At 70.8% G+C, this 6,909-nt stretch carries 6 protein-coding genes; all 6 read right to left on the reverse strand.

Annotation, left to right across the window (positions count from 1 at the left end; all coding sequences use genetic code 11):
* Window positions 1-63: 63 nt before the first annotated feature.
* On the reverse strand, window positions 64-1,011 hold the full coding sequence (locus KDL01_RS08250; protein ID WP_212527774.1) for a hypothetical protein: 948 nt from the start codon (window positions 1,009-1,011) through the stop codon (window positions 64-66).
* A 103-nt stretch (window positions 1,012-1,114) separates the two neighbouring features.
* Window positions 1,115-2,395, reverse strand: coding sequence for an MFS transporter (locus KDL01_RS08255; protein WP_212527775.1), 1,281 nt, complete (start codon window positions 2,393-2,395; stop codon window positions 1,115-1,117).
* A gap of 166 nt (window positions 2,396-2,561) precedes the next feature.
* Window positions 2,562-3,575, reverse strand: coding sequence for an ArsR/SmtB family transcription factor (locus tag KDL01_RS08260; protein WP_212527776.1), 1,014 nt, complete (start codon window positions 3,573-3,575; stop codon window positions 2,562-2,564).
* 119 nt (window positions 3,576-3,694) lie between these two features.
* Complete coding sequence (locus KDL01_RS08265; protein WP_212527777.1) at window positions 3,695-4,771, reverse strand: hypothetical protein; 1,077 nt, start codon at window positions 4,769-4,771, stop codon at window positions 3,695-3,697.
* A gap of 400 nt (window positions 4,772-5,171) precedes the next feature.
* A complete protein-coding gene (locus KDL01_RS08270; RefSeq protein WP_212527778.1) occupies window positions 5,172-6,425 on the reverse strand; it encodes a chitinase in 1,254 nt (417 codons plus the stop codon).
* 287 nt (window positions 6,426-6,712) lie between these two features.
* Window positions 6,713-6,909 (reverse strand): carbohydrate-binding protein (locus KDL01_RS08275; protein WP_368861533.1); only part of this gene is annotated, 197 nt, incomplete at its 5' end.

Genomic DNA, 6,909 nt, shown 5'->3' on the forward strand with positions numbered 1-6,909 from the left:
AACTAATCGAATAGTGAAAGCACTATGGCGTCAGACCGGCGTGCGGGTCAAGCCCCTGAGGGACTACGGCTGGTAGGTCTGCGGATCGGCCTGTGCCCAGATCGGCACGCCGAAGGCGTTGTCGGCGCCGCCGTGGTTCCCGACCCCGCCGATGTAAAGCTCCTGGTACGCGGCGAACTCGCCGGGGCGCGGATCGGTCGGGTCGGGGTCGATCACGGCGCTCACCTGGAAGGGCTTGCCGTTGTCGTCGATGTTCTCGACCACCGTGTGCCCGTCATCGAGCACCGTCATGTTCAGCGTGAAGGAGCAGTAGTGCACCTCCGTCGTGGCGATGACGTTGAACGTGTACTGCTCCGCCTGGTTCAGCGAGACGGTGTAGGTGCCGAAGAAATCGGCGCCTGCGGTGGCCTCCCCGTTCGGCGCCGGAGCGATATAAGAGGGCCTTGAGCCCGGCTCGTCGAGATTCAGCAACAGCTGCGTGGAGGTGTCGTTCCCGGACGGCGGGGAGTAGAACAACGTGCCGTTCAGCGGATCAGAGCAGGTGGCCACGGGCTGGATGTCGATGATCCGCACCTGATGGCTGCGATTTCCCTCCACCACGATCTCGATGTCCGTGCGCTCCGTGTCCACCGCTCCGTGCGACGCGAACCAGGCCTCGTACGCGGGCGTGTCCTGGTCGAGCGAGTTGATCTGGTCGAGGTCGTCGGCGGAGAGCACGAGCGGTTGGGCGGCGACGTGTGTGTCGCCGAGCTCGGGCACCGGGTCCACCAGATCGATCTTCGCCGGCGCACCGGTGGCCGCGGCCGGCTGCTGGGCGGTGATGTGCGCGACTGCGTCGTTGCCGAGGCCGGTCGCGATCGCGACGATCAGCGCCCCGACCCCGGCCGTGGCGATTGCGCCCGCCCACGCGAGGATCCGCTTGCGATTGCGCGGTTTCTGCGGCGTTCCCTCCGGCCGGGGTCGACGCGCACCGGCCACGCGCCGGTTCGGTCCGGGCGAACCGTAAGACATGACAGCCCCCTCATACACCCGCACTCTTCTCCCCGCACCGCCGACCGCGACTCTCGGCAGCGCACGCTCCTGCCGAGAGTCTGGCATCCGATGCCGTGATCGTTCAGGACATTGCCCCGATATCCGCGCGAACCGGTGCCGCCACGACGTTCGTGCGCACCTTCCCGTGCCGCAGGCGCAGCGCGGTCAGGTGCCGGGCCAGGAAGGCCGCGGCGAGGAGCAGGACGCCGTAGACGAGCCAGCCGAGCGATCCGGCCTGCACCAGCGCGACGGAGAGTACGCGTCCCGCGATGTTCACCAGCGCCATGTTGAGGTCGAACGCGGCGAGGTACTGGCTGTCACGGCCCGGCGCGGACAGTTCGGAGCCCAGCGTCCACCAGGCCGGACCCTCCAGCATCTCGCCGAGCGTGAGCATGCCTCCGGCCAGCAGGACGGCCACCGCGCCGAGCCCGACGTGCGCTCCGGACAACGCGATCAACCCGGCCATCGCGACGAAGGCGGCGGCGGCCCCGCCGAGAGCCCGCAGTGCGGCGCGCGGCGTGCCGATGCCGCTCGCCACGCGGTGCTGGAGCGCGATGACGGCCAGGGTGTTGATGATCACGACGGTGCCGATGGTCCAGCGCGGAACGGTGCCGGTGCGCAGCACCCACAGCGGCAGGGCGATGTCGAGCACGACGACCGAGCTCATGAACACCGCGGAGCAGCAGATCAGGCCGAGGTAGCTGAAGTCCTTGAGCAGCGACCAGTCGAGCCGATCCGGACGGGCCGCTGCCGCCGCGGCGGGGATCTTGCGCACCAGCACCGCGCCCGCGGCGAAGGACACGGCGTTGACGACCAGTCCGGCCGAGAGCAGGACCGGCTTGTCGATCCCGAGCATCAGCGCGCCGGCGGCCCCGGACGCCAGGTAGCCGACGTTGCGCACGGCGCGCACGGCCGCCATCAGGCTCGTACGGTCGCGGGAGTCGAGCGCGGCCGTCATCAGGCTCTGCAGCAGTCCCCCGCCGCCGGCGCGCAGCGCACCGATGAGCGCGCTGAGCAGGAGCAGCAGGACGAACTGGTGGGTCACGGCCAGCGCGAGGAACGCCACGCACTGCCCGACCCGGGTGGCGACGCAGAATCCGCGCACGCCGAACCGTGCGGCGAGCGCGCCGTTCGGCACCGCGCACAGGATCTCCACCGCCCCGCCCACGGTCAGCACGGCCACCAGCCGCGCCCCGCTCAGGTGCGCGACCTGCACCAGGTAGAACGGCAGGCACATCGCCGCGAGACCCGTGCCCGCGGCGTCGACCAGGCCGTTGAGCCCGAGCACCCGGCTGGTCCCGCGGGTACGGAGCATCTCCCACCAGCCCAGCATCGCCAGGAAGGATTTGAATCGACCGGACACGCGCATCACCCTGTTCACGTTCGTGGGAGTCCCGTGCGCGCGCCGCGGCATCCGCGGCGCGGCGCATCACATCACGTGGCGAACGTATGCGCGCTGAGATCGAGGCGAAATCGATTCGGTCGCGGGCGAATCCTCGGGCGCCCGGGTCAGGGTGGATCGGGCCCGGTCAGCTCGCGGCGCGCAGCCGCGGACCGCCGGACAGGTCCTCGACCAGCGTGCGCCCGACCGGCTCGAGCCCGTACAAGACCCGTCGCCCCACCCTCTGCCGCGAGACGACGCCCGCCTCGTGCAGGCCGGCGAGATGCGCGGAGACGGTGCTGGCCGCAAGTCCCAGCTGGTTCGCCAGGCCGACGGTCGTACTCGGGCGGGAGAGACCGCGCAGCACCGAGGCCCGGCCGGATCCGAGGAGCAGAGCCAACCGGTCGGCCGGGACTGCGGCGGCCGCGGCCCGCTGCGTACTCGATCCGTCGGCGAGCACGACCGCGCCGCGCGCCTGGTAGGAGACCGCGAGGGTGTCGGGATCATCCGTCGAGCACATCAGCGCGCCGGCCGAGAAGATCAGCGGGATGAGCGCCAGACGCCGTCCCGCGCTGGGAAACGCGAACTCGGGGGACTTCACGAGCGTGAGCGTCGGCGCCTCCCACAGCACCCGGTCGTGCAGATCGCCGAGGAACGCCTCGGCTCCCCGCGCGGCCAGCACCCGGGCCCGCACCAGGACCTCCTCCTCCAGCGCCGAGCGCATCCGCGGCCAGTACGACGCCAACGCGCCGTCCCAGTACGCTGCGATCGCCTCGGCCAGGCGCTCGAGCGCCGCACCCGGCTCGTCCCGGAACACGGCCATGGCCGGCGCCAACGCGGGCGCCCGGCCGAGCTGGTGGCGCATCAGCGCGTGATCGGTCTCGCGCAGCGCCGCGAGCTCCTGCTCGATCGTGGGGCCCGCCTCGGACGGAACCGGGCAGAAGAAGTCCGGCAGGTACGCGCTCGTGGCGACCAGCTCCAGCAGGCCGTGCGGGTCGGCGCCGTACGCCTCGCGGGCCCGCCGCGCCCAGCCGGAGTACGGGAACGGCGCTTCGTCGGGATAGCGCGCGAGCAGGCGCAGGCTGCACAGCGCCTCCCACAGCGGACTGATCACGATGCGGGTGCGCGCGACGCTCGACTCGTCCAGCTCGATCCTGATCATGCCGTGATCGTAGCCGCCCGCAACGATGAGACGGGTGCGGTCCTCCCCGTGGGCGACGAGAGGACCGTACCCGCCTCAGCTGTTCAGATCGTTCAGATGGTTCAGCTCGTTCGGATCGTTCAGCCGGCCGCGGTGGCGCAGCTGGCGGTGCCGGAGGTGCCGTTGGTCTGCTCGGTCGCCATCGTGGGCGAGGACTCGGTGCCGAGCGCCGGCGTGGAGGTGAGCTTGAGGTTGTTGGTCTCGCCGGTGAAGCCCTCCTCGACGCAGCTCGGGGCGCCGGAGGCGGTGTCCGTCAGCGAGGTCTGCGCCTCGATCGTGCTGCCGCTGCCGAAGTTGGCGGCACTGCCTCCGCCGTCTCCGTACACGCCCCACTCGGCGGTGTTCCAGTTGGTGGCGAGGTCGATCTTGGTGTCCTTGTTGGTGACGGTGACCGCCGTGCCGGAGCCGATGGACAGGGAGACCGCGTCGTTCCCGCCCGAGGCCGCGGTGCCGGTCAGGTTGACGGTGGCCAGCTGCTTGGCGGTGACGGCGCTGACCTCGGTGGCGGAGCTGTTGGTGTAGCAGTCCGGCGAGTAGCTGTACCAGCCGGAGGGGCAGCTGGCGTTGTAGTCGATCAGCCAGTACTGCATGAAGATCTCACCCGTGCTGCCACCGTTGAAGGTGTAGACGAACTGCTGCCAGGCCTGGCAGCTGGACGGGGAGCTGGCGCCGGAGCAGGCCGGGCTGCCGGTGAAGAACTGGCTGTTGAGCTGGAGCGAGAACGAGTTCGAGACCTGCGAGCCGCTGCCGTCCACCGCGCCCTTCTCGGTGATGCCCGAGCTCACGTTCGTGAAGGTGCCGGTGGCCTTGGTGATCAGGCCGGAGACCACGGCGGAGTAGTCGGTGCCGTCGCCGACGGTCTGCGGGGCGGCGTGGGCGGCGGCCGCGTGGGACGCGGCCGGGGCGAACGGGATCTCCGGCGCGGCCACGCACGCGACGGCGTGCCAGGACAGCGACGGGTACGAGGCCTGATAGCAGCCGGCGCCCTGCTCGGTGGTGTGGGCGATGGACTTCTGCCACTGCGCCGTGGCCGCGGTCACCGCCCCCGGGTTCGCGGTGGCGGCCTGGGCGGGCGCGGCCGAGAGCAGCGCGGGGCTCAGCGCCATCCCCGCGACCGCCACGGCCAGCGTCAGTCTCCTGAGAATGTATGCGTACACGTGGGTTCCTTTCCGCTTCTTCATCAGCCGGGCGGCAGCACCCGGTTGAATTCGAATACTGATGAAGCGGAAGGGGAACCGGAAGGTCGGCCGCGTGGCGGAACCCCGCCATGGCGGGCTCCCGCAAGCCTGCTGACGAGGCGAAACGGGCATGCCTCGACACCCGGCGGGCCCTCGCGCGAACGCGGTGGCCCGCCGGGTGTCAGGCGGTGGTGCTAGGTCGTGTCTTCAAAGGTTCGCCGGGGCCGCGACGCCTGCCACGCACGCTCGCGGCGTTGCCGGACCGTTTACAGACGACCGAGTATGCGCACGGCCCGGCGCCTTGCGAGCGCACGCGTCAGACGCCGCGGCCTGATCCGACGACCCTTTGAAGACACTCCCTAGGTCGTGCTACCGGACGTCAGCAGGCGCCGTCGTCGTTCCAGGCACCGGAGGCGCCGCCGGGCACCTCGTTGTAGTTCCACTGGTTCGCGGTCCAGTCGTGGCCGTTGTACGAGACTTCGTTCCCTGAGGTGTACGCCGTGGAGGAGCTCCACGCCGCCGCGCAGGTACCGCCGGAGCCGCCGGTGGTGGCGGAGGCCGACGGGCTCGGCCTGGCACTGGCACTCGCGCTGGCGCTCGGCGAGCCGCCGGTGGAGGTGGAGCCGCTGGTGAAGCCCTGGAAGATCTGGGTGAACTGGCCCGTGTTCTGGGTCAGGCCGCTGCACGAGGAGCTGGCGGAGGTGCTGCCGGAGCAGCCGCCGTTGTCGCGGCCCTCGGACCAGAACGAGGTCCACGCGATCCCCTTCGAGGCCGCGAAGGACTCGACCGTGGAGGCGTCGGCGAGGGTGAAGATCTCACCGGAGCTGTCGTTCTGCCCGATCATCGGGGTGACCCCGAGCATGCCGTAGGCGGTCGAGCTCGAGACGTTGAAGGTGCCGGCGACCTGGCTCGCGACGGCGGTGATCGCCGAGTCCGCGGCCGTGCCCATCTCCGTGCCCGAGGTCCCGTAGTCCATCGCCATGACGTTGACCACGTTGGGCGTGAAGCCGTTGGCGGCGGCCGCCTGGATCACGGCGAGGCCCTCCGAGGTCAGGCCGGTGGAGAGGGTGGGGACGGTGTAGGAGATGAACAGCGACTTGCCGTTCGCGCTGCCCCAGGACCGCACCAGGGCCAGGGCCTGCGCGGTGCGGGCGAGGTCGGCCGAGTTGTCCTGCTCGCTGGACTCGATGTCGAAGTCCAGGTGGGTGACGCCGAGCGTGGTCACCACGCCCTCGACCTGGGTCGCCATCGCGCTCGCCGAGGAGCAGGTCGCGCCGAGGTCGGTGCCGTCGCTGTCGGTTGTGTACCCGCCGAAGGAGACGCTGACGTCGCCGCCCGCGGCCTGCAGGGCGGAGATGTCGGGCGCCCAGGTGGACTCGCTCGGCAGCGACCAGGCACAACCGCTGCCGTCGACGAAGGCGAGCGTGTAGTACTTGGTGCCATAGGACGACGCCCAGCTGGTGAGCGGGTTGCCGGAGTAGTAAAGGCCCGTGTCGACGTAGGGGGCGAAGACGTGGGCCGGCCACGCGGAGGCCGCGTGGGCCGAAGTCGCCGTGGTCACCGCGAGCGCGGCGGCCATGGCGCCGGCGCCGGCGGTCGCCGCGGCGGATCGGACGAATGCCTTTTTGTTCACTGTGTGCTGCTCCCGGTTGGCAAGGTGGGTGGCCAACGTCCGCAGGGGGACGGACGCGTCGGGTTTCCGGACCGCGGCCAGGACTCACGTGGGAATGGTCTGGACCACATGTCTCGGTGGGTACACAAAACTCCTGCGACGCCGACCTGTCAAGAGGGGTCGCGCGCGGGAGGACCGGATCGGGGTGGTGGCCCGATTCCGGCGTGGCGGCATGCGTTCGGACCCGGTGGCCGCGACGCGTCGCGGCCACCGGTCCCGGGTGGCGTGCTGTTCCCAGGCCTCGAACGTCAGCCGCAACTGCCGTCGCTGTTCCAGGCACCCGAGGGGCCGCCGGGCACCTCGTTGTAGTTCCACTGGTTCGCGGTCCAGTTCTCACCCTGGTACGAGACTTCGTTGCCCGACACGTACGCGGTGGAGTTGCTCCACGCGGCCGCGCAGGAGCCGCCGCTGCCGCCGGTGGTGGCGGAGGCGGACGGGGTGGGGG

This window comes from Actinospica durhamensis, from assembly GCF_018139695.1.
Taxonomy (GTDB): domain Bacteria; phylum Actinomycetota; class Actinomycetes; order Streptomycetales; family Catenulisporaceae; genus Actinospica; species Actinospica durhamensis.

What these genes read in the sequence shown, in the direction of transcription:
- KDL01_RS08260 (WP_212527776.1), bottom strand. Translation starts at nt 3,575, where the DNA reads ATGATCAGGATCGAGCTGGACGAGTCGAGCGTCGCGCGCACCCGCATC.
- KDL01_RS08250 (WP_212527774.1), bottom strand. Translation starts at nt 1,011, where the DNA reads ATGTCTTACGGTTCGCCCGGACCGAACCGGCGCGTGGCCGGTGCGCGT.